The organism is Lysinibacillus sp. NPDC096418, assembly GCF_044762775.1.
Classification (GTDB): Bacteria; Bacillota; Bacilli; order Bacillales_A; family Planococcaceae; genus Lysinibacillus.
Map to the genome: position 1 here is coordinate 116,723 of NZ_JBIWEY010000008.1, position 22,472 is coordinate 139,194.

The 22,472-nt window shown below is 34.3% G+C and carries 27 protein-coding genes and 1 riboswitch; of the genes, 10 read left to right on the forward strand and 17 right to left on the reverse strand.

Annotation, left to right across the window (positions count from 1 at the left end; genetic code table 11):
• Positions 1-5 precede the first annotated feature (5 nt).
• From ACIQZG_RS09555 to ACIQZG_RS09595, 9 genes are all read right to left on the reverse strand, one after another.
• On the reverse strand, positions 6-710 hold the full coding sequence (locus tag ACIQZG_RS09555; protein WP_402754946.1) for an ABC transporter permease: 705 nt from the start codon (positions 708-710) through the stop codon (positions 6-8).
• Positions 703-1,626: an ABC transporter ATP-binding protein gene (locus ACIQZG_RS09560; protein ID WP_402754947.1), complete on the reverse strand. Its 924-nt coding sequence runs from the start codon at positions 1,624-1,626 to the stop codon at positions 703-705. The genes ACIQZG_RS09555 and ACIQZG_RS09560 overlap by 8 nt, the downstream gene beginning before the upstream one ends.
• A gap of 342 nt (positions 1,627-1,968) precedes the next feature.
• Positions 1,969-2,427, reverse strand: coding sequence for a MarR family winged helix-turn-helix transcriptional regulator (locus ACIQZG_RS09565; RefSeq protein WP_402754948.1), 459 nt, complete (start codon positions 2,425-2,427; stop codon positions 1,969-1,971).
• A gap of 251 nt (positions 2,428-2,678) precedes the next feature.
• Complete coding sequence (locus ACIQZG_RS09570) at positions 2,679-3,572, reverse strand: MBL fold metallo-hydrolase (RefSeq protein WP_402754949.1); 894 nt, start codon at positions 3,570-3,572, stop codon at positions 2,679-2,681.
• Positions 3,573-3,989: 417 nt separating this feature from the next.
• Entirely contained in the window at positions 3,990-4,397 is a 408-nt protein-coding gene (locus ACIQZG_RS09575) for a hypothetical protein (protein WP_402754950.1), read from the reverse strand.
• Between the two features lie 156 nt (positions 4,398-4,553).
• Positions 4,554-5,123, reverse strand: coding sequence for an HAAS signaling domain-containing protein (locus ACIQZG_RS09580; RefSeq protein ID WP_402754951.1), 570 nt, complete (start codon positions 5,121-5,123; stop codon positions 4,554-4,556).
• Positions 5,120-5,440 (reverse strand): PadR family transcriptional regulator, encoded by a 321-nt coding sequence (locus tag ACIQZG_RS09585; protein WP_402754952.1) that lies wholly within the window; start codon positions 5,438-5,440, stop codon positions 5,120-5,122. The genes ACIQZG_RS09580 and ACIQZG_RS09585 overlap by 4 nt, the downstream gene beginning before the upstream one ends.
• 167 nt (positions 5,441-5,607) lie before the next feature.
• Positions 5,608-6,543: a HAMP domain-containing histidine kinase gene (locus ACIQZG_RS09590; RefSeq protein WP_402754953.1), complete on the reverse strand. Its 936-nt coding sequence runs from the start codon at positions 6,541-6,543 to the stop codon at positions 5,608-5,610.
• A gap of 1 nt (position 6,544) precedes the next feature.
• Entirely contained in the window at positions 6,545-7,237 is a 693-nt protein-coding gene (locus ACIQZG_RS09595; protein WP_402754954.1) for a response regulator transcription factor, read from the reverse strand.
• Between the two features lie 304 nt (positions 7,238-7,541).
• Here ACIQZG_RS09595 and ACIQZG_RS09600 point away from each other — a divergent pair, with 304 nt between their 5' ends.
• The gene (locus tag ACIQZG_RS09600) at positions 7,542-7,766 is read left to right on the forward strand and encodes a hypothetical protein (RefSeq protein ID WP_402754955.1); all 225 of its coding nucleotides are present in this window, start codon (positions 7,542-7,544) and stop codon (positions 7,764-7,766) included.
• 598 nt (positions 7,767-8,364) lie between these two features.
• Here ACIQZG_RS09600 and ACIQZG_RS09605 read toward each other — a convergent pair.
• From ACIQZG_RS09605 to ACIQZG_RS09625, 5 genes are all read right to left on the reverse strand, one after another.
• Positions 8,365-8,613, reverse strand: coding sequence for a (2Fe-2S)-binding protein (locus tag ACIQZG_RS09605; RefSeq protein ID WP_402754956.1), 249 nt, complete (start codon positions 8,611-8,613; stop codon positions 8,365-8,367).
• Complete coding sequence (locus ACIQZG_RS09610) at positions 8,610-9,839, reverse strand: NAD(P)/FAD-dependent oxidoreductase (protein WP_402754957.1); 1,230 nt, start codon at positions 9,837-9,839, stop codon at positions 8,610-8,612. Before ACIQZG_RS09610 ends, ACIQZG_RS09605 begins: the two co-directional genes overlap by 4 nt.
• On the reverse strand, positions 9,829-10,146 hold the full coding sequence (locus ACIQZG_RS09615) for a (2Fe-2S)-binding protein (protein WP_402754958.1): 318 nt from the start codon (positions 10,144-10,146) through the stop codon (positions 9,829-9,831). The genes ACIQZG_RS09610 and ACIQZG_RS09615 overlap by 11 nt, the downstream gene beginning before the upstream one ends.
• A gap of 39 nt (positions 10,147-10,185) precedes the next feature.
• Positions 10,186-11,337 (reverse strand): NAD(P)/FAD-dependent oxidoreductase, encoded by a 1,152-nt coding sequence (locus ACIQZG_RS09620; RefSeq protein ID WP_402754959.1) that lies wholly within the window; start codon positions 11,335-11,337, stop codon positions 10,186-10,188.
• A gap of 68 nt (positions 11,338-11,405) precedes the next feature.
• A complete protein-coding gene (locus tag ACIQZG_RS09625) occupies positions 11,406-12,842 on the reverse strand; it encodes a sodium:solute symporter family protein (protein WP_402754960.1) in 1,437 nt (478 codons plus the stop codon).
• A gap of 300 nt (positions 12,843-13,142) precedes the next feature.
• Here ACIQZG_RS09625 and ACIQZG_RS09630 point away from each other — a divergent pair, with 300 nt between their 5' ends.
• The 6 genes from ACIQZG_RS09630 (at position 13,143) to ACIQZG_RS09655 (ending at position 17,492) form a co-directional block, all read left to right on the forward strand.
• Complete coding sequence (locus ACIQZG_RS09630) at positions 13,143-13,334, forward strand: hypothetical protein (protein ID WP_402754961.1); 192 nt, start codon at positions 13,143-13,145, stop codon at positions 13,332-13,334.
• Positions 13,335-13,600: 266 nt separating this feature from the next.
• A riboswitch (TPP riboswitch) is annotated at positions 13,601-13,710 on the forward strand.
• Between the two features lie 90 nt (positions 13,711-13,800).
• Positions 13,801-14,418: a thiazole tautomerase TenI gene (tenI, locus tag ACIQZG_RS09635; protein WP_402754962.1), complete on the forward strand. Its 618-nt coding sequence runs from the start codon at positions 13,801-13,803 to the stop codon at positions 14,416-14,418.
• Positions 14,402-15,496, forward strand: a complete 1,095-nt coding sequence (gene thiO, locus ACIQZG_RS09640; RefSeq protein WP_402754963.1) for a glycine oxidase ThiO — start codon at positions 14,402-14,404, stop codon at positions 15,494-15,496. The genes tenI and thiO overlap by 17 nt, the downstream gene beginning before the upstream one ends.
• Positions 15,497-15,508: 12 nt before the next feature.
• Positions 15,509-15,715, forward strand: coding sequence for a sulfur carrier protein ThiS (thiS, locus tag ACIQZG_RS09645; RefSeq protein WP_402754964.1), 207 nt, complete (start codon positions 15,509-15,511; stop codon positions 15,713-15,715).
• The gene (locus tag ACIQZG_RS09650) at positions 15,712-16,485 is read left to right on the forward strand and encodes a thiazole synthase (protein ID WP_402754977.1); all 774 of its coding nucleotides are present in this window, start codon (positions 15,712-15,714) and stop codon (positions 16,483-16,485) included. The genes thiS and ACIQZG_RS09650 overlap by 4 nt, the downstream gene beginning before the upstream one ends.
• On the forward strand, positions 16,482-17,492 hold the full coding sequence (locus tag ACIQZG_RS09655; protein ID WP_402754965.1) for a ThiF family adenylyltransferase: 1,011 nt from the start codon (positions 16,482-16,484) through the stop codon (positions 17,490-17,492). Before ACIQZG_RS09650 ends, ACIQZG_RS09655 begins: the two co-directional genes overlap by 4 nt.
• Before the next feature lie 125 nt (positions 17,493-17,617).
• On the opposite strand, the gene ACIQZG_RS09660 is transcribed toward ACIQZG_RS09655, so the two are convergent.
• The 3 genes from ACIQZG_RS09660 to ACIQZG_RS09670 form a co-directional block, all read right to left on the reverse strand.
• Entirely contained in the window at positions 17,618-18,250 is a 633-nt protein-coding gene (locus tag ACIQZG_RS09660; protein ID WP_402754966.1) for a class I SAM-dependent methyltransferase, read from the reverse strand.
• Positions 18,251-18,469: 219 nt separating this feature from the next.
• Entirely contained in the window at positions 18,470-18,751 is a 282-nt protein-coding gene (locus ACIQZG_RS09665) for a DUF1801 domain-containing protein (RefSeq protein WP_402754967.1), read from the reverse strand.
• 220 nt (positions 18,752-18,971) lie between these two features.
• Positions 18,972-19,703 (reverse strand): hypothetical protein, encoded by a 732-nt coding sequence (locus tag ACIQZG_RS09670; protein WP_402754968.1) that lies wholly within the window; start codon positions 19,701-19,703, stop codon positions 18,972-18,974.
• A 503-nt stretch (positions 19,704-20,206) separates the two neighbouring features.
• On the opposite strand from ACIQZG_RS09670, the gene ACIQZG_RS09675 reads away from it, so the two are divergent.
• The 3 genes from ACIQZG_RS09675 to ACIQZG_RS09685 all read left to right on the forward strand — a co-directional run bounded on the left by ACIQZG_RS09675 (position 20,207) and on the right by ACIQZG_RS09685 (position 22,351).
• Positions 20,207-21,247: an Ig-like domain-containing protein gene (locus tag ACIQZG_RS09675; RefSeq protein ID WP_402754969.1), complete on the forward strand. Its 1,041-nt coding sequence runs from the start codon at positions 20,207-20,209 to the stop codon at positions 21,245-21,247.
• A gap of 399 nt (positions 21,248-21,646) precedes the next feature.
• Positions 21,647-21,838: a helix-turn-helix transcriptional regulator gene (locus tag ACIQZG_RS09680; RefSeq protein WP_402754970.1), complete on the forward strand. Its 192-nt coding sequence runs from the start codon at positions 21,647-21,649 to the stop codon at positions 21,836-21,838.
• Entirely contained in the window at positions 21,839-22,351 is a 513-nt protein-coding gene (locus ACIQZG_RS09685; protein ID WP_402754978.1) for a DUF3278 domain-containing protein, read from the forward strand.
• The last annotated feature ends 121 nt before the right edge of the window (positions 22,352-22,472 follow it).

Sequence of the window (22,472 nt, forward strand, 5' to 3'; positions counted from 1 at the left end):
ATTCATTACGTCACATCTATTCGGTCAACTTTATGATAAGAAAGGTAGGCAATTGCCAGCCCTAACACACAAAGTACGATTGGTACTGCAATGAAATCGAACAAGCTAAACTGACCACTGCCATTACCTACTGTTGAGTTAATAAGAAATCCAATAACTATTGCAGAAGTGATTGTTGCAGGTGTTGATTTTTTTCTCATTCCGAAATACAAAGGAATCAGACCTACGCCAGCAATCATAAATGTATTAATCAATGTAGCGGGGATTGTAGCAATCATCTCTCCTATACTGACAGGTGCCTCAAACAATCCTAGCACTGGATTCAAGAAAAATACTAAAATATTTATGATAACAGTCGAAATGATAATGCTGAAGAAACTAAAGAAAAATACAATTAAGAGCTTCGCTTGCATTAATTTTTTTCGTTGCAGCGGATAGGTAAACAATAATTGAATCGTTTTATTCTTATATTCATCAATGACTAGACGTGAAATAATGACCGCGGAAAAAATCATAAATGTTATTCTAATAAAAATATTTGTTAAAGCCATGTATCCAGTATAATCATTAAACATCAAATCACTTTCAGTTTTAGAAGCCCACACCATCAGACCCACAACTGAGAAAATTGCCACTATAGAAATTGCTATACCTTTAAAATAACTAGATATTTGATGTTTTTTCCATTCTAGTCTCATCAATTTAAGCATGAATTCCCTCTCCGTTCATTAAATTTAAGAAATACTCCTCTAAAGAGCTATGCTTTTTATTAATGCTTTCAATTTCAATGTCATTCATAATAAGCGTCTTTGAAATCTCTTGCTGCGAAACTGTCATTTCATAAATTCGAATCATTTTGTCGCTCATGATTTTATAATTTTTAATGCCCAGTTCATTATCTAGAATGTAAGTAGCTTTTTTAATATCCAGTACCGTAAGCTCAATGTACTCAGTCTGTTCGCCATTGATATCTTTCATAGAAACTTCTTTAATCAGCTTGCCATCTTGAATAACACCAATCGTATCTGCCATTAGTTCCATCTCGGCAAGAATATGGCTAGAAACTAATAATGTAATGCCGAATTCTTTGCACAGCATTTTAAATAACTCTCGTAACTCTTTAATACCAATCGGGTCTAAACCATTGATGGGTTCGTCTAAAATTAACAGTTCTGGTTTTGTCGTAATTGCTCTGGCAATTCCTAATCGCTGCTTCATCCCAAGGGAAAAGTCTTTCACTTTTTTATTTTCGACATTGTGTAATTTCACAAGGTCTAGTGCATGATCAATTCCTGCTTTGTCATAGTAACCCATGTACTCACAATGTAGCTCTAAGTTTTCCTTCGCTGTCAGTTTTTCATAAAAAATAGGATATTCAATAATCGTGCCCATTCTTTTTAGTACTTCGTATGATGTATTTGTTAAACGCTCCCCGAAAATTTCAATCTCACCACTTGTTGGTTTTACTAAATTCGTGAGCATTTTCATAATCGTAGTTTTACCAGCACCATTCGGACCCAAAAATCCATATATTTCACCTTGCTTCACATGCATGTTGACACCCGAAACAACTTCTTTTCCTTCAAACACTTTTGTAAGCTGATTTGTTTTTAATATATAAGTCATGTTGTTTTCCCCTTTCACTTTGTACTTTTATTGTACGAAACGATTTTCTCTTTTTTCTTACCCATTTCTTACAAATTTCTTAAGCGTATCAATGTTTCTAATTGTGTTTTATGCCAGATATTTAATTCAATTAAAACTTGTTTCTTTAGTACACCAGCTTATTGCATCTCAATAGCCTTTATTTTCATTTCATATGTATAACTCAATCTTGTTCCCATTGAAAAAACACCTTCTAATTGAAATTTTGATATCTAAACCCGAATTCAATCGAAGATGCTTTTATTATTTGTCTATACTTTTGGGGTCAGTCCCAACTTATCAGCTAGTTGTTTTAATGTTGCTTCATTTTTCATCTCCCATATCAGTTTTTGTCGTTCCAACAATTTTAGTTAAGATATCATGAACACTGTTTAGCTCCTCTAGACTCACTTTTGAGTAATACTTTTCTACAAGTAACTGATCAATCCTTGTAAGGACTTGATAATATGCTTTTCCACGATCTCCTAGATAAATAAGAGACTCTCTACGATTAGATGGATTTACTTGACGATAGATCATTTTATCGTCCTCAAGTTTATGTAGTACTTGACTAATAGCACTTTTTGAAATTTCAAGATGCTTTGCAATATCATTCGCAATTGCTGGCTCATAACGAATGATATACAACATTATTATCTCTTGTTGAGGTGTTAAGCTAAATTTCTCTAATTCCTCTACTTCTTTGGTTTCCTGTAATACTAACAACTTGAATCGCTCGAATTTATCGTTAATTCGGTCGATAATCATTAAATAATCTTTCATCTATAACAACTTCTTTCACAGTACTTAAAATTATTTGTGAAATTTATTTAAGTACAATAACTATTCCTATTATTTTGAGATATTTAGGTAAGAACACTATATCACATCATCAACTCCCCTTCGACAAGTAGTAAGGCATCGTCCAAACGTACAATTATCATAAGTTAACCTTTGGTATTTAATTTATAATAGTAAAAATCATCTACTTTTTGCTCAGTTTGAAGGATGGGATTTGGTTCCTCATACACTTATCAGTATAAAATATCTAAGTTTTCGTTAATTTTCATTTTTTTAGGGAAAGTCCCACTTTCTATTTTTTCTAAAACTTTTTGAAGATCTGTTAAATCTTTTTGAGTAAGTGTTGGTAAATTAAAATCTATAGTGTGGGCACCATATAATTTAGTCTCAGAATTTATTTGTTGAAGTAATTTATTTGTAGAAACTAAATAGTCTTCTAGGTCTGTCCCAGATAGAAATGTAGCTAATAGTGACCCCTTATAAATGAAGTCACCTGTAAACACTTGATTGGCTGCCTTATCATATAACATGATAGAAGATTCTGCATGTCCAGGCATACTGATGAGTTCTAATTTTCTGTTTCCTAAATCAATAGTTGCCCCTTCTTCTAAAATTTCTTTAACTTTTATTTTTGGAGCTTCAAAACCTTCAAGGCGACCCAAAAATGAAAATGATTCTTTAGAAGGTATTAAGATGTTATCTTTAGAAAGATCTTGATTCACTAGTTGGCTTGAAGATAGTCTTGAATCTGTATTAAATTCTTCATGATTTCCAACATGATCATAATGGAAATGAGAACTCATTAATATAATAGGTAATGATGTTAGTGAATCAACTACCGGTTTAATATTTCTAACTCCTGGTCCCGTATCAAACAATATTGCATGTTCGTCTCCTAAAATTAAATAATTTATATTTTGTTGATAGTAGCGAGGTTCACCTATTGCTATTGTTTTCTCATCTATATATTCAATAGTATAGTAATCGTCATACCATTTTACATTTGGATCCAACTTGACATCCTCTACATCAGTTAAACCCCAATAACTTTTGATTATTAAAAATGCACCAATGATAATAATCAAAATGAAGATTAATAATCCCATCCATAGTTTTTTTCGTTTCACTGTAATCCCCCTATACAAAACAGTTAAGTTAACTTAACTAAACTCTAATCTACCGAAACGAAAATGTCAACATATGTAAAACATTTTCCTTTTATGCAATAAAACATCCATGAGCTTTTCGCTCCCAACCATGGCATGAAAATAAATTATTTACACAGAAAAAAGCCTAAATCCTCTCTCTTTTCTAGATAGGATTTAGGCTTTTAATCTACAACAATCGTATCAATAATAAAATAACTAGGGAATCTAAATATTCTATTAGCATTATCATTTTTACTTTAAGATCAAATGAATTATTCTTTTTATTTAGCTGTTTTTGTAAAGCTTGTGCACTTTATCCAACGAAGCATTTTAGTTGAACAAGATAGTTTGTGGGTTTATTTTTGTTCATCTAATTGAAATTAAATAACTATAAAACTAATCTTTTTTAACTGTATATCTAACTTGTTTAAAGGTTACTATGTCTCCATCTTCAGTATCATCTATAGTTTGCCAAAGTTGAACTTTGGGCTTGTAGTCCGTCCTATAAGCATCTTTGATACCCTTAATGTTAAGTTTGTAGGATTCATCATTTTTTATTTTTTGTTCAAATACTGTTTTATTGGCAACATTAACAAAGGTCACTTTATTTTCATCAATTCCCTCAGTCATAAATTCTAATTGATAATCTTTTGTTGTGATCTTTGGTGTTAATAATTCAATACTTCCGTTTCCAGTTTCTCGTTTAATAGCAATTTCAATATCGGGATCTTCAATTATATCTGAACATCCGGATAATGTGATACCAGCGAATAGAATAGAACTTAAAACAATTATCTTTTTCAAAAATACCACTCCTTTAGGTAATTTGTACCACTAATGCAAAATAAAGATGTTAGTAAATCTTCACATCCTGTATAGAAAGAACTTCATCCTCTATGACATCATTATGCTCCACCTGCGAACATGGGCTTAATATAAACATACTAAAAAACAATTTTCTCATAATAATTGCTTCCCCCTTGCAATTGATATGTTCCATCTCAAATATTTTAGTAATAGTATGAAAAAAAATTTTGCTATATAATACCCCAGGAATGCTAATAGAGAACCTATAATAAGCCCTTTTATGCACTCGAAGATTTCTCCACTTCCAATTGTATTAAATCCATTCACAAATCCCATTACAATTAAAATAAACGGAGATAGAATCATGATAGGGACCCCAATGATATATGCTAATGTAAATGGAAAGAGTATTAGTAGCATAATTAAACTCACAATAATAATTACACAATTTATTACACTTAATCCCATAATTGAAAAGAATGCCGTAAATATATTTCTAATGCTTTTTTTCTCTTCAACCTTTTTAATAGCATAAACAGCGTTCAATTCTTTAGCTATTTGTTTAGGTGAACCAAGGGCTTCTACAATCTGACTTTCTATTTTCCCTTCCCCTACACCAATCATAAAATATTCTTCATAATCTTGTATGATTTCCTCTTTTTCATTTTTGGGTAGCTTCCGTAAATGCTTTTTTAAAATTAACAGAAATTGTTTTTTACTCATTGGAGATCCACCTCCTTAATTAATTGATTTACTCCCTCAGAGAATGCCTTCCACTCTTCCATTAAGTGATGTAAGTATGCACGACCTTTATCAGTAAGCCTATAATATTTTCTTGGAGGGCCTTCCCTGGATTCTTGTAAATAAGTTGTAAAATACTCTTCCTTTGTTAATCTTCTCAACAAAGGATAGACAGAACCTTCCGATATTTCAATTTGGTCAGAAATCCTCTGGACGAGTTCATATCCATACCGATCCTTCTTATCAAGCTGGACAAGCACACATAGTTCTAGAACGCCTTTTTTAAATTGCACATTCAACGCAGCCTCTCCCCATTTCTTTATTGTTATGTATAATTTAATATTAGGTACCATACAATATACAGTACCTAACTATAAAATATAGTAGTCGGTTATATAATAACATATATTGTATATTATGCAATACATAACCATACTACTGAATGCAGAATAACTCCTGCTACAAGCTAAAACTGTATTCTCTTTACCATAATCGTAAAGATGGTTTTCTCATAGGGCCTACTAGAAAGATGAATTTCTCCACCTAGTGCCTCAACAAGCCGCTTCGTGATTGTCAGCCCAAGTCCACTACCTTGGTATAGGCGATTTCTTGAATCTTCTAATGTATACATACGCTCAAACACTTTGTCGATATGTGACTCCGAAATTCCTTTGCCCGTATCCCAAATATCAATATAGACAAACTTCTCATCGCTTCTAAGTTCCATACCTAGTGTTTTCCCATCATCCCCATATGTAATGGCATTCGAGATTAAATTGTTTAACACTCTGCCCAACACTTCTGCATTTCCTAGTGCATAGAATTGATTTTCTGGTATATCAATATGGACTGAAAATCCTTTTGCCGTAAGTAAATCATAGAACGCTAAAATATTTTGCAGACATACCTCATTCATATTGATTCTCGTTAACTCGATTTCCTTGTCTCCAGACTCTAATTTTGCCAAGTCAAAAAATTTATGAATTAATTCTATGACTTCATTTGTTTTCGTCTGCACTTTCATTAGTAATGTACGCCGTTCTTCCTCACTCAGCGTCTGATCTGTTTGCAATATCTCCACATATCCAAGGACAACCGTTAGTGGCGTTTTCAAATCATGGGAAACATTCGCAAGCATCTTGCGCATTGAAATTTCTACTTTAGAGTAATTAGCTTGCGCTATTTGCTTGGCTTCTAATAATAGATTAATAGCTACTAACAACTTTTGTAATTCTTTATCATCCGTAAACACTAATAACTTTTCACCTGTTTGCTTTTCTACAATATCCTGGAGCTTTTCATAAGTATAAAGTAAATTCAAACTTTTACTTTTCTGCCCGCGATATTGATAAAAAATAACACCTATTAGGATGACAATAATCATCAATAAAAAAGCCACCATGCTATATCACTTCCATCTTATAACCGATTCCCCATAATGTTTTAAGATACTTTGGGTTTGAAGGGTCATCCTCAATTTTCTCTCGCAGTCGTCTGATATGAACATTAATGACATTTTCATCGCCATAATATTCTTCATTCCAAATGTATTGAAAAATTTGAGCTTTCGTAAATACACGGTTACTATTCTTTGAAAAAAGCTTTAATAGCTCAAACTCTTTGGACGTAAGTTTAATGACTTCGTCTTTCTTCCAAGCCGTATAATTGATTATATCTATTTTCAAATCGCCTATTCGAATAACTTCTTCTTGTTTCTCCGGCGCTGAATATTTTGTCGACCGACGTATGCCTGCCTTCACTCTTGCAGATAATTCAATCATCGAAAATGGTTTACAAATATAATCATCTGCGCCAAGACCCAAACCGATAGCCTTATCCACATCTGTATCTCTCGCTGACATCATTAAAATCGGAACAGCACTTTTTTCACGAATCAGCTTCACAACTTCTAAACCGTCAATTTTTGGCATCATTATATCAAGAATAATCAAATCAAATGAACTTTGTGCAAACTTTATCAGTCCAATCTCTCCATCAGCTGCTGTCTCAACAGCAAAACCTTCTTTTGTTAAATACTCTTGGACCATTTCTTGAATGGATACATCATCTTCTACAAGCAAAATTCTAGATTGCATGCTCTCATCCCCCCTCACATAAACATACATTATTATAACGTAACTTTTATTGTATGCAAAAAAAGTAAGAGAACCCCTTATTTTGAACATTCACCAGAACTAGGGTTTGTTTTCATTAGGCCAGCGTGCTTTACTGGGGCATCCTATAAGATGCATTTTTTATAATGCCAATCCCACCTGTTAATCTAGTTTACTAAATTCGAGTTTAAATAAGGCTACTTTCAAAAGGATTGTTGCTATAGTAGTAAAGTACACTCAGAATGAATGAGGGATAACACGTACTAAATGGTGGAGGATAAACGGATTGATAACGAAAGCTGAAATAATAAAACAACCCTACTCAGGGCAATTCAAAGAGAGAATTTATGATATTTCAAATAAGTCTAATTCTCAAGACTGGACTTGGATCAAATTTGAAGATAAAAATACTAATGAATGGTGCGGTCAATTCAGAGGAGCACAACGAGCTGTTGCATTATCTAAAAAATATAATCAAATTCTAGTTGCTACTTCTGATTATCTTTTTTAAATTGACTGTGTAAGTAGCGAAGTAACCGAATATGAGTCAATAGATGAAACACAAAAAATATATCAAGATTTAACAGTAACACCCACTGGGGATTTCATTATCGCTGATTATTACAACATCGAAAAAACAGGAGCAACGATTAAAGATAGGCAACTTTTAGTCAGTCCGATAAAAATGGATATGATTAAGTTTAATGATTGGTCAGAAAGTATACTATCTATTAGTTGTGAGGAACTCGGAATTGTAGATAGTAAAGTAGAATTAGAACTTGATGCGAATTCATTCAAAATAAATATTCTCTCTAGGACTTACAGTTGAACCCTACTCAAGGTTAAAGTAATAACCTTTGAGAGAACAGCTTTAAATAAAAAAAGCATGAGAAGAATGTAACCTCATGCTTTACTCATTAAAATTCTTTAAGCCAAAATTCATTTTCATACCTACTACTTACAAATACATGTTCAACATACAATTCATACTGAAGATAAATAAGAAAGATTCTAACACTTCTCCTTTTTGTAGTTTAAACTAAAATTAAGCGATGCTCCTTATTATATGTGTTATCTTCTTTTCCACAATAACCACTTCTCAATTTCCTTTACAGGTCCCCAAGTAATACTGGCCTGATTGGAGGCTGTACTTTCTGGGTTTCATCAACTGAATTCGAACCAATTTCTTTTATTAAAATATCACGTATCAATGGTTGGCATGTTCTGCCTTGACAATACCCCATACCAGCTCGGTTGCGTTTTTTTATTCCTTGGACAGCCGTTGCCCCCTCACGAATAGAATCCAAAATCTCCTTCAAATAGACACCTTCACAACGACAAACTATTATGTTGCTCAAAACTCCTCCTCCTGCCTGTGAAAGTACTCTTCCCACTTCATTTGCATGAGATTTCTTCCTTTTCTGATGTTTGGGAGGAATAATATTGGCGAAGCCTTTCTAGCCTCTTCTACAGATTCAAAAGCTTTTATAACTTCTTGCTGCTCAACAAGTTGTAAATCTTCCAACAAACTTAAAGCTGCTAGCCTCCCCTGAGCCATTGCTACTTTGGCACCTTCAATCCCCGTTATATTCCCCGCGACATATATTCCGTTGATTGTCGTTTTTAAATATTGATTATGAAGGGGCACAATCCCGCCCATTTCTGGAATATCTACATGCGTACAATTTACTAATTGTGAACTATCTACTAATGGCAACAAACCTCCTGATAAGCACACTGTGTCGACAGTTAATATTTCTTCCGTGTTTTCCTGAATCTCACCATCCACTGAGATTTTCTGAATTGTTACACTTTCAACTTCTTGTGCACCATTAATTTGCATAACAGTTTTTCTAAAGTAAATAGGAATACCATTAATTTTAAGGATATTGAATTTTAAAAGATGTAACACAAAATTTGTTATTTTACCCTTCATCAACTTTCCAAATAACTGAAAAACTTTATTAGGCGCTAGATCTGCTGCAAGTGCAAGCGTTTCTAATGTTTCTTTCGGATTACTCTTACTACCAGTAAGAATCATAGGCGCTGGTAAAAACATCCCTATCACATCAATTCCTACATTTTTCATTTCGATGGCAACTGAAACAGAAAGCGGATCAATTCCTACAAATAAAACTTTGCTTCCTATTTTCACATTATAAAGATTCGTAAAAGTTTGAGCAGCGCCTACACTTACTACGCCTACTTTTGTCCAATTTGAAACGGGTAATGCCTTTTCTATTGCACCGGTTGCGAGAATAATTGCCTTAGCGAGAATTTCCTTAATCTGTTTATCTGAAACCGAAACCACAAAATTACGCTCAATTTTCCACACAGTTGTATTACATAATATTATTACACCTAGCGATAATGCTTCCTCCGTTAACCGTGTAGCAATAACTTTCCCATCCCAATGTCTGTTATCCATTGGTGCTTTTGGGTCTTCATATAATTGACCTAATAAACGTCCGCCTGTTCTAAAAAATTCATCGATTACTACTACCTTCAAACCTTGTTTGGCAAGTTCTATTGCGGAACTAATACCTGCAGGACCCGCACCTATCACAACTACATCAGCATTCATTAGATTCAACTCCAAAGTGAATCTTCTCCCCACTCGTCACAATCATACCTTCTTCTATTAACGTTAAACATGTTCGTTGACTAGGGACGCCATTTACAGTTGCTCTACATTCAAAACAATGACCAATACCACAATAAATCCCTCTAGCTTCACCTGTTACCTCACAGTTTCTAAAAGAACGAATACCATTTACCATCAATGCTGCAGCTATCGGTTGACCTTCTATACCCTTTAGTTTTTTTCCATTAAATAAAAAGTTGATTTCCTCAGGATTACCTGAGTTTTGTTTCACACCTTCTATTTTCATACATGTGCTCCTAATCAAAATTAACTACAATTTTATTGTTTAGACATTGAAATTTGAAAAACGATCTATTTTAAAAGCTTGTAAATCAATATCTATTGTTTGCCCACTGACCATGTCAGACATTATTTTCCCCGTAATTGGAGCTAGTGCAATGCCATCCCCTTCATGACCAGCGGCTATAAATACCCCCGCTATGGAAGGGACCTCACTTATGATTGGTAAATTATCTGGTGTGAACGGTCTGAATCCTGAAAATGTCCTAATTAAATTTACATTTTTCAAAAAAGGAAAAACAGTGACCGCTTTCTTCGCAATTTCACGGATTACCTGACTACTCGTTGAACTATCGAATCCTGCAAATTCCCTCGAACCACCAATTAACATCGTTCCACTTTTCGTTTGACCTATAGCAAGTGCGATTCTGAAAGGATTTTGATTTTCTTTTTGTAATTTCGCAGCGATGTATGACCCACTCAAAACATTACAATTAATAATAGGGGGCAATCTTTCAGTCACTAAAATGACCCCCTTTCTTGGAAATATAGGCACTGTGATATTAATTGTTTCTAAAAGTTTTTTAGTCCAAACTCCTGCACATACAACAACACTGTCTGCATAAAATTCCCCTTCATCAGTCTTAATGCCGACAATTCGATCCCTTTCAATTAGTAAAGATTGGACCTCACAATTTAATTTAATCGTAGCATTTTGTCTTTGGGCAGCCTTCGCAAAAGCAAAAGTTATCCCCATTGGATTTATTTCTGCATCTTCTTCCCACCAAGTTGCGGCTATTATTTTCTTAGAAAGCGCTGGGATTCTATTTCTCGCTTGTTCACCAGTGATAATGGAAACATCTAACCCAGCTTGATTTTGCCTTTCCACCATCTCTTGGATTAATTTATTTTCGAGCTCATTTTCAATTAAAATCATCCCGCCACCCTTGTGGTACTCCAAATCCTCCCCAAGTTCCGATTCTAAGTTTTCAAACATCTTAGCACTCGCCAATGCTAAATCTAAGTTTGGTCCCGTTTTTTTGGACTGGAGCATTATGGCTTTATCGCACGATCCAGACGTACCAGCAGCAATATCTTTTGCCTCAAATAACAGTACTTCTATATCTTTTTTAGAAAGGTAATAAGTTACTGAGGTGCCAATTATCCCTCCGCCGATAACAATAACTTTTTGTCTCAACCCTTAGCCCCCTAAGAAATAGGTTACTGACTTTAGCCTTTCAATTTCCCTCAAAACAGATGGAATCTTTAGCTTTCAGTTTGGTTAAATTCAATTTTATTAAACTCTCTTTTATTTGGCAGAACTATTGAAACAACAATTGTTAGTATCACTGAAGCCAACACACCCCACAAAATACCGAACAAAATTGCAAAAGTAGCCCCCGAAATTAAACCTACTCTTCCACCCCAAATGGATACTTTACTATTGTGGGAACCCATTTCAAATTGTTCCGATTTACGAGATTTCCACAAGAGCCCCACGATTAATACAGGCACTACTCCACCACCTGCCATCGTATATGCAAATGAAAATAAGCTAATGATCGATTCAGAATAAATGGCCGCAGTAATCGAGAAGATGCCTACAAGTACGACTAACCATTTAGATAGCTTTATTAACGTTTTATCTTTCAAACCTTTTTTGAAAGGAATCACAACATCGTTCACAATAACAATGGCAGCTGAATGCAATTGTGAAGATGCGCTTGAAATGGCCGCTAAGAAAATTAAAATAAAGAATAAAAGGGCTGCTAGTTCGGTCATTTCGTTCATGATTAACCACGAGACTGCATTTCCCGCCTCTAAGCTTGGATTCATTGCTTTAACAATCATTCCTGTAACAGAAGATAAAATAGTAAATATAATCGCAAAAAAACCACTATACAACATTGCCCTACTTGCGGATTTTGGATTATCCGCGGCAAAACTACGTTGCCAATATACTTGAGCTGCTAAAATACCAAAGCATCCAGTAATAAATAACGTTACTACTTCCCATCCGGAAATACTCAATTCTGTTAATTGTCCAGCATCCACTTCTAGTAACATTGTCTTTAATTTTGAATAGCTAAAATCAATTTTTGCGAACACGCTAATGTAAAACCAAACTGCAAGACCAATTAATAGAACACCTTGAACAAAATCAGTCCAAACTACGGAGTACATGCCACCGATCATCGTATATAAAATAAAGACGCCAGAGAAAAAGAAGATTAGTGGCAAAGGATCCGTATTGGTAAACACGGCAAATAATGAGCCCATTCCTTTTGCTTGACCACCAATCCACGCAATCATGATGCCAGAAGTTAGAATCCCTACAATTGCCCTAGAAATTCTATCTCTTAGAATCAAATCATTAAGTAGTTCACCAATACTCTTGTAAGTAAAACGGGCTGCAAAACCCGCAAAAATTAAAGCAAACAGGATTTTGGAACCTTGTTCACCAATAATGAATGGAATATTCGCAATACCTGATTCAAAGCCTTTTGAAGAGTGTCCAATAAAATTCCCAACGCCCATTATTGTTGCAATATCGCTAAATAAAATTAGAAAAAAGGGAAGTGTCCCGCCTGCAATAGCAAACTGCAAAAAACTTTCACTCGATTTCTTTCTAAATACTAATGACATTAAAATAAAAAACAGACTTAATACAATGGTACTCACCCAAGTCCAAGTAGCTAACATTTGTACCCTCCTCATCTTTTTTAATTAAGGGGCTATCATTCTTTAATTAGATTTCAAAAAACATAACAACCATTTTTAGAGAAAAGGATTTAGATTATACCACTCAATATGCCATCATTTCTAAAAAATATAAGATAACTTAATAAATGATACAAATCGACATATTATTACAAGCAACAATAAATCCGATATTATTTTGTTTTTTTCTAAATACCCTTTCGATTCAAATTCAAAACATTATAAAACACAGCCTTCTATTGCGTAGACTACATTTTCAATTAAGAAAGAAGGTGACAGCACATGAATGCCACTAGATATCGTTCTGACGCTAAAGTAAAAGAGGCTGGGACAAAACAGCTAACATCAAAAATGAAAAGCCTCGAAAATTTTACTAATCGTAAAATTTCTGAGGCTTTGTTTTTTAGTCTACTTCGTAGCCATTGTTCACCGCTACGGCAGACGCTTTCCGCGGGCACAGCTCCGAACAACTGATGAAGCTCAACATTTTATGAAATTTTATACTTCCGAACCGAATACATAAATAATACAAATTCCCATTTATTGAAGTTCCGTTTACATTTAGCTTTTATTATATTCATACATACCCAATATTAACGAAAAAAGACCTAACTTTAATTGAATTTTCAGATTTCCGTTGAATGTTTTTTATTATTATGATACTTTAACTTAGTATTAACTATGGAAAAAATATATTTGATACATGAAACAATTTACTATTTTAAGATAAAAATATTCAATCAATTCACTAGGGGATCCCTTGATAAGGGCTGAGAATAAAGTAGCTACTTTTAAACCCTCATAACCTGAACAGATTCGTATCTGCGTAGGGAAGTGTTTATTGTTTTTGTGCTTTTTTCGTACAATTAACAAAACCACTTTCCTTTTTATTAGGTTAGTGGTTTTTTTGCGTCAATTTATGATTAAGGGGGCAAACAATATGAAACTGATTGCCATGACGGATGATTCACATACCGTTCACGAATTAGCTAGCAAATTAACTAACATTCATCAGCTTGTCGATTACATTCACATACGTGAAAAATCAAAAACAGCACATGAAATTCTGTTACTCGTAAATCTTTTAGTACAACTCGGGGTGAACAAAGAAAAGATTGTCATTCATGATCGTTTAGATATTGCACTACTAACAGATAACCCAAACATTCATCTACCATCACATAGCCTTCCCGTGAAGGAAGTACGAGCATCCTTCCCTCACCTACGGATTGGTCGTTCGGTTCATTCACTCTCAGAAGCCAAACAAGCGGAGGCGGATGGGGCAGATTATGTGCTGTATGGGCATTGTTTTGAAACAAATTGCAAAGAAGGAATAGTCCCAAATGGCGTACATGCCTTGTTCGATATAAAAAAAGAGTTACAGATTCCCGTTTTTGCTATTGGGGGTATAACTCCAGAGCGCGTATACCAACTTCGAGAGGCAAAAGCAGATGGTATTGCCATTATGTCTGGTATTTTCTCTTCAGATAATCCTTATAAATCAGCATTAATATATTCAAAAAAATGTCAGGAGTATGAATATGAAAACAAATTATGATGTGGCAATCATTGGTGGTGGCATTATTGGTTGTTCCATCGCTTACTATTTAGCGAAAGAAAAAATTGATGTAGCTGTTTTTGAAGAAAAACAAATTGCAAGTAAATCCACGAGAGCGGCAGCAGGCATGTTGGGGGCCCATTCAGAATGTGATGATTTTGAGATTTTTTATCCGTTTGCTCGAAGTAGTCAATTAACCTATTTTGACCTTAAAGATGAACTTAGAGAGTTAAGTGGTGTCGATATCGAACTTAGAAAAGGTGGGATTTTTCAGCTTGCTTTCTCGGAGCAAGAAAAAGAGGAGCTTAGTGCTACCCTCTCTCTTCCGACTGTTAGCTGGTATGACAGTGTTGAAATGAGAAACAGAGAGAACGCAGTGTCATCAAATATTTTTGGCGCAGCTTATATTGAAGATGATGTTCATGTGCTCCCCCACTCTACATGTCTGGCCTTTAGCAAATGTGCTCAAATATATGGTGCTTCTATCTTTGAATATACGCCCGTTTTTGCAATTCAAAAAGAGGATAGCATCTACATAATCAAAACAAATAAAGGCGCTTTCCAAGCTAAGACAGTCGTTGTTGCCAATGGTGTCTGGAGCTCAAGCTTTTTCCATCAGCTCGGTTTGCACCACACACTCTCTCCTGTCAAAGGTGAATGCATCTCTGTTTCCAGTGTACAGCCGCTTCTAAAGCATACGCTATTCCATGAACACTGTTATATCGTACCGCGAAATAACGGTAGACTAGTCATTGGGGCAACTATGGTGAAAAATGATTGGCACGAACAGCCTACACTTGGTGGTTTAGAAAGTCTCATTGCGAAAGCTAAAACAATGCTTCCAACTGTTACCGATTTGAAAATTGAATCTTGTTGGGCAGGGTTACGTCCTCAAACCTTTGATAAAAAACCGTTTATTGGCTACCACCCTGAAGATGAAGGTATTTTATTTGCCACGGGTCACTTTCGAAATGGCATTTTGTTAGCACCTGCAACAGGACAAATGATTCGAGATTTGATTGTCAAACAAGAAGTTAAAAAAGAATGGATTGACGCATTTAAAGTTAATCGCTTTTAAGGGGGTGAAACTATGCGCGCTATTCAATTAAATGGAAAATCTACTGAACTACCTGAAACTGTACAGTCGGTTCAAGACTTACTAGCGTTATATTCGTTAGAAAATCGCATTGTCGTAGTAGAACTGAATAAAGAGATTGTCTATAAAGAACGGTACGCATCACAGATGTTGTCTGACCGAGACGCAATAGAAATTGTGCATTTTGTAGGAGGAGGATAATCATGTTAACAATAGGAAATCACACATTCAAATCAAATCTATTACTAGGAACAGGGAAATTCCCTTCCTTTGAGGTTCAAAAAGAAGCAGTAGAAATTTCAGGAACAGAGATTTTAACATTTGCAGTACGAAGAATGAATATCTTCGAATCATCTCAACCAAACTTTCTCGAACAATTAGATCTAACAAAATATAAGTTACTCCCAAATACAGCTGGCGCAAAAACGGCGGAAGAAGCTGTACGGATTGCCAAACTGGCAAAAGCTTCTGGTCTATGTGACATGATTAAAGTCGAAGTTATCGGCTGCAACAAATCACTCTTACCAGACCCAGTTGAAACATTAATGGCTTCTGAAATGTTATTAGAAGAAGGTTTTATCGTGCTACCTTACACATCCGATGATGTCGTCTTAGCCAAAAGACTAGAACAGCTTGGCGTCCATGCAATTATGCCTGGTGCTTCCCCGATTGGCTCTGGAAAAGGGCTGATTAACCCATTAAATCTTCAGTTTATAATTGATCAATCCTCTGTTCCTGTCATTGTGGATGCTGGTATTGGATCACCAAAGGATGCAGCATTTGCAATGGAGTTAGGTGCTGACGGAGTACTACTTAACACAGCTGTTTCAGGCGCACAAGACCCTGTAAAAATGGCACTAGCCATGAAGCTCGCAATAGAAGCCGGCCAACTAGGCTACCAAGCTGGCAGAATAGCAGCAAAAAACTACGGTGAAGCGAGTAGTCCTATTACGGGGATGGTGACTTCTTGAATACCCGCTATCAAAAACAGGCACTATTTTTAGGTGATAAAGGGCAAGCTCAAATTCAACATGCACAAGCATTAATAATCGGTGCAGGCGCTCTAGGTTCTGCTAGTGCAGAAATGCTTGCTAGGGCTGGCGTCGGCACACTGACGATTGTAGACCGTGATTATGTGGAATTTAGCAACTTACAAAGACAGCAGCTTTATACGGAAGCGGATGCAAGTGATAAACTGCCAAAAGCAGTTGCTGCCAAAACTCGCTTACAACAAATCAACAGCGAGATTACGATTAACAGTCACATCATGGATATCAACAGCTCTAATATAGAAGCATTGGTAAAAAATCAATCGATCATTATTGATGCGACAGACAATTTCGAAACTAGAATGGTTGTCAATGACGCAGCGGTTAAACACAGCATTCCATTTATATTCGGTGCTTGTGTCGGGAGTTACGGCTTAACTTTCCCTATTATCCCTGGACAAACGCCATGCTTACACTGTCTCATGACTCACCTACCACTTGATGGAATGACATGTGATACAGTTGGTGTGATTAGTCCAATCGTTCAAATCATTGCATCCCTTCAAGTGACACAAGCCTTAAAGCTCCTCACTGGCCATAAGCTTATTCCAACGCTTCAATCACTTGAAATTTGGAAAAACGAAAAATCAGAAATCAATATAGCTAACATGAAAAATACACATTGCCCAACATGCAGTGAGCAGGCAACTTATCCGTATTTATCATTCGAAAACCAAACAAAGACAGACGTTTTATGCGGGAGGGATGCCGTCCAAATTCTCCCAAGCTCTCCCCTACCGATTCCCATTCAGTCCTTAAGAGAGCACATAAAACCACTTGTGACAAAAATAACGATCAATCCTTATTTACTTTCTTGTTCTTTCGAAGACTATCGAGTAGTAATTTTTAAAGATGGACGTGCCATTATTCATGGCACAAATAATGCTTCCAGAGCACGTACTATTTATAACCGTATCATTCAGTTATAAAATTTTGAGTGAGATTAAAAAGAAGACGAATTAAGGAAAGTCGCTTTAACTTCCCTTAATTCGCCTCTAAGAATAATGCATAGACTTTTGATGGTCTTTTAATTACAAATAAACTTTTTATCCTGTTATTTTAATTTTTTTTGACATTTTATCATTAAAAATTTAAATGGAGGCTTATTTTTCATATTCTTATGTGGCTCAACAATTTCCGAAATTTCTATTAGTCCATATTCACCAAACTCTTGTATTATCGAGTCAGAATCATAAAAAAACATTTTAACCCCTTCCATTATCTCGAAATAGTCTTTACCTAGTTTTTTGCCTTTGCCAAACATCGGAGCTTCTTTTGAAATAGTAGTAAAAATCATATATCCGTCCGGCTTTAACTGATTATAGCAATCTTTAATAAACTTATCTCTCTCGTTTTTATTCAATAAATGAATAAGTGCATGACAAAATACACCGTCATAAAGCTTATTATCAAAAGGCATGTCTGCTACTGAACCATGAAAAACATTAATATCAAGCCCGTTTTGCCTCGCCAAATTAATCGCTGTTTTTGAAATCTCAATACCAGTTACATCTATTCCATGGTCTATAAAAACCTTTGCATTTCTGCCATATCCCATACCCGGAACCAATATATCCTTAACATCCTTATCAAGGAAAAAGTCCTTTGTCACGATTGCAGAGTCAGTAGGTTCAAATCCCCACATTGTTTGATTTTCTATAAAACTGGATTCCCAAAATTCTGTCATACTTCAATCTCCTTAACACATATTAACGCTCTCTTTTTAAAATCTGCTGAACTCATGAGCGAACTTAACATCACTATTAAAACCATCAGTTATATATGGCAAAACTATCACATATCCACAAAACATATCAAATTTCTACACTTCTTTAAAAAGTATAGCGATATAGAAAAATGCGATCAGCGCAAAATTAACAGCTTTTCGCACTCTAATTTCACGCTTTCATTCTTTGGGATACTGGTTCTGTGTAAACACAACCGATTTGCTGATTAACTCCTTCAATACGTCTGTATTAATATCGTCTACTTTGTTAATGTAGACACATGCTTTTCCAGACGTATGCTTACCGAATCTAGCAAGTAACGCTTCACGTTCAGGGTCGTCAGGTGCAAAATACAAACTAATTTTTGCTTTACGTGGTGAAAAAGCAGCAAGTGGTGCATCACCTTCATGACCTGTTTTATAAACATGAATCATTAATGAATCATTAAGCGTGTCGAACATATTGAACTCCCTCGCCCACATGGAACAGACCTTATTATTAATGAAAAAAAATAAGTCAACTTCATTATAATTTAAGCAAAAATTAAGACCACCCATCACAGAGTGGTCTTTTTATAGTTTATTCAGCTAAACCCAAGACATCTTATCCGCATGTCAACCAACCATATAAAATAGCCCCCTTATCAAAAAAATAAGAGAGCTATATATAATTCATAATCTATCACTTATCTCCAACTGGCTTCAATAAATTTACCGGAACCCAAAAATATTCTTGGTCATTTCCTTCTATGCCTACATTTAGATACCCATTAATTTCAAGACCTTTTGCAAAAACAATGCTTCCCTTTTCCATAATTTTTTCAGTTTTAGATTCTTTTAATGGAACACCTTTACCTTCTGCATTTTTTGATATCTCGTAACGCATTCCGTATTCTCTTTCTATCCTCTCAGTTATTTTAAAATCTGTACCAAGATACCTATCACAATCTGTTCCCTCATCTCCATCACTAAAACAATGGTCAACGTAACCATTATCCAGGAAAGTGAGTTGATATCTAAGAAAATAATATCCATACGAACCCATACCATTATCACGATTAATATTAATGTAAATTGGGTCGTTATAGAAAGATGAACGAATTTCTATTGGTACTTCTTTGAAAACTACCAAATCCGTTGCTTGTACCCGATATTGCCCCATTTGGTAGAACGTTTTGCCATCATATTTTTCAATATCATACGTTTTAAAAAAGTTATTTCGCTTAACCACTAAAGAATCAAACGAACCATTTGGATTTTTCTTATATACCTTGATATCTTTTTTAAAGGTCATTTTCCCTGTTTGACCTTTTACAACTTCTGCTCCATCATACATCACTTTTGCTTCTGATTTCGTTGGATTTACTACCGCAAATACAAATGCTGTTAGTAACATAATAAATAATTTCTTCATTATTTCCCCCTACACAGTTTGTTTTTAGAAAGCAAAATATCTTAGTATTATTTACTATCAATCTATATTCTACCATTGACTCTATAATAATATTAGCATGATTTACCTTAACTTAATTTCTCTAATCTACCATTCAAGCCAGTTCTCTAAATTAGGTCTCTTACTACTTGTTTATTGTGGAAGGCCATAGCGTTCGTTTAACCAATTACAGAAAGGTAGTGGACGTTCTTTATATGGTGTTTCTTCTATAGATGGTAAATTGTTCACCTTATTATTAAAACGCTCTACAGCCTTATTAAAATCACCTGTAAATACCGCACGTAATGTATAAGCCCAGGCTCAAAAATCAATTGAGTAAATAGGCTTTTTTGTATACTAAATTACACATTTTTATTATTAATAAATGAATTTTATTATGGTAAATAAAACAACTAATAGTTAAAGTTGTGATTATAGGTCATTCAAATAATTGACCTTATACAATTTTAAAGGAGGGTACATACGTGGTTAATTTATTTAAAAAAGGTTTTATTTATTTAACGTTAATACTGTTAGTAATAGGTAGCTTTAGTATGGAAAGTGCTTCAGCTGCAGAAGCTGTGGATTATGAAGAAGGTGTAACTAATTTAAATAATACTCCCGAAAATAGTGCTAAAATTGGTAGTAGATTATTAAAGCCAGAAAAGGGATGGAAGAGATATGATGATTCCACCCCATTAATTATAAAAAATAAAATGTTCTATCAATCTCAACCAAATCTTGCATATAAAAATGGTCAATCTCCAGGAAACTCCATAGGAACTTATTTTAAATTTGATTTTATAGGCACAAAATTTCGTATAATAGATGCGCCGCACCAAAATCGCGATAAAAATACAAAAGTTACAATTGATGGAGAGTTAGTGGATTATTATTCAGCTTATACAACTAGTTCTACTATTCCATGGCAAACTTTAGTATATGAGAAAGATGGTTTAACAAATACAAAACACACTGTTTTAATAGAAAAATCTGATGACACTTCATATTTAACGTTTGATGCGATCGATGTTGATGGCATATTGTTAGCTCCTGAAGAAGTTGAAATATCAATCTCATTAGATAGAAATACATTAGAACTTTTGGAAGGTAGCCAAGAAACATTAACAGCTATAACTTCTCCAGATACACTAAAAGTAATATGGTCTTCTAGCGATGACTCAATTGCTACTGTCGACCACAATGGTAATGTGACAGCCATTCGTGAAGGCGAAGTAGTTATTACCGCTAAGATTGAAAATACAGAACTAGTTGCATCTGCTACAGTTATCGTTAAAAAACCAAATAATGAATCATCAAGTGCGATTCTTAGTATCACTTTAGTGAATGGTATTACAAAAGAATACGATGTAACTAATACTATTTTAAACAATTACTTAAATTGGTTCGAAAGTGCTCAAGGTACTTTAACATTCAAGTTCTCAAAAACAATTTCTCCTTATAAAAAGGTAACGGAATATATCGTACATGATAAGATTACTTCATTTGAAGTAAGAGAATATTAATCCAAGTGGTGAATAATCAATGACGGAAAAAAACCTCTGAAGCACAAAAACGAGCTACCCAAGCTTACCTAGAAAAGAATAGAGAAAAGACACGTAAACAATCAGCAAAAAGTACAGCTAAAACGTACATTAATAAGTATTGTGAACTAGAAGAACTGAAATAATTAAAGCAGCTGATTGAAGCTCGTGAAAAGGAATTGTAATCCGGTAAATAAACAAAAAAAGACCAGGTACTCAGTATTTATGAGCGCCTGATTTTTTTTTTGTTTATGGAGATTTACTAGTAATTCTTCTATTAGCAAATCAATTTTGTCATATATAATTGACATTTTATGAAATCTAAAGATATAATGTCACATATATATGACTTCATTTTTGATTTTTGAAGGTGGTGTACGTTTGAATAATGTTACTAAATATCGAAAATTAGAAGGACTTTCTCAATTAGAATTAGCTAGAAAGGTTAATGTTGCCCGACAAACAATAAATTTGATTGAAAACAATAAATATAATCCATCTTTATCTTTATGTATTGAATTAGCAAAGGCTCTAAAAACAGATTTAAATACTTTATTTTGGGAGGATAATTAAATTATGAAACAGAAGTGGAAAGAAAAAATATATACAAACTTTATAGGGGCAATGAGTGAGAGAGATGAATATCAAAAGCAAGAGATAAATAAAGAATTAGCTTTTGCAGGGGTTGGTCTATGGTATTTGAATATGCTAGCAATGTTTATTATGTTAGTAATAGATACTATGAATCAAACTACATCAATCGGGACAATAATTATTTTTTTTATTAACATTATTTATGCCAATTACATAATAATTAAAATGAAAAAAGGTAATTTAAATGAGACAGAATGTGGAACAAAAGAAGAATTTTTAGAGAAAAAGAAAATATTAAGAAATTCAAGTATTAAAGCTGGAATATCATGGGGATTACAAATGTTTGTTTTTATGTGTTATGTATTTCCTTATCTTAGCTCTGAAAAAATATCAATTTCTTCATTTGATATTTTTATATGGAGTGGTGCAGGTTTATTTTTCGGACTTTCTATGTATGGATTATCAATGCTAAATCTAAAAAAGGTATACTAAACAGTAATGTGGTACCTAAGTCAAGGACAAACTAAAAAAAGAGATTAAGCAGCTAAGAGATGGTTTCTGTATTGTACAGGAGCCATCCTTTTTAGATTCCATTGGTAACGATAATTGTTGT